The 410-nt window shown below is 57.6% G+C and carries 1 protein-coding gene; it reads right to left on the bottom strand.

Features of this window, described 5'->3' with window-relative positions:
- The coding region (locus CSV68_RS16780) for a peptidoglycan DD-metalloendopeptidase family protein (RefSeq protein ID WP_158233541.1) at window positions 1–410 on the bottom strand (410 nt) is incomplete at both ends.

The following is a 410-nucleotide window of genomic DNA, read 5'->3' as shown; positions in this document are numbered from 1 at the left end:
TGGATCGATGGCTGTGGCGCGATAGCGGATCTGGAAATGTAACTTCACCGAGTCCGTGCCGGTACTGCCCATGGTGGCAATCTTCTGCCCAGCCTTCACATTCTGCCCGTTGTTCACCAGCATCGTATCGTTGTGGGCATAGGCAGTGATGTAATCTTCCCCATGCTTAATCATGATCAGGTTACCGTAACCGCGCAGCTGGTTGCCGACGTAGACCACCTTCCCTGCCCCTGATGCATAGACTGGCGTGCCGCGCGCAGCAGCGATATCAATGCCTTTATTGCCCCCCTCAGACAAGGAGTAAGGCAACACGACCTTGCCGCTGGCAGGCCAGACCCAACAACGCTGGCCGACCGGAGGCCATGAGGACTGCGGCACCGCGTAAGACGGCGTCACTTTAGCTGTTTTGC

Origin of the sequence: Sporosarcina sp. P29, from assembly GCF_002743265.1 — a bacterium.
Classification (GTDB): domain Bacteria; phylum Bacillota; class Bacilli; order Bacillales_A; family Planococcaceae; genus Sporosarcina.
This window is presented reverse-complemented; position numbering and strand designations above follow the sequence as displayed.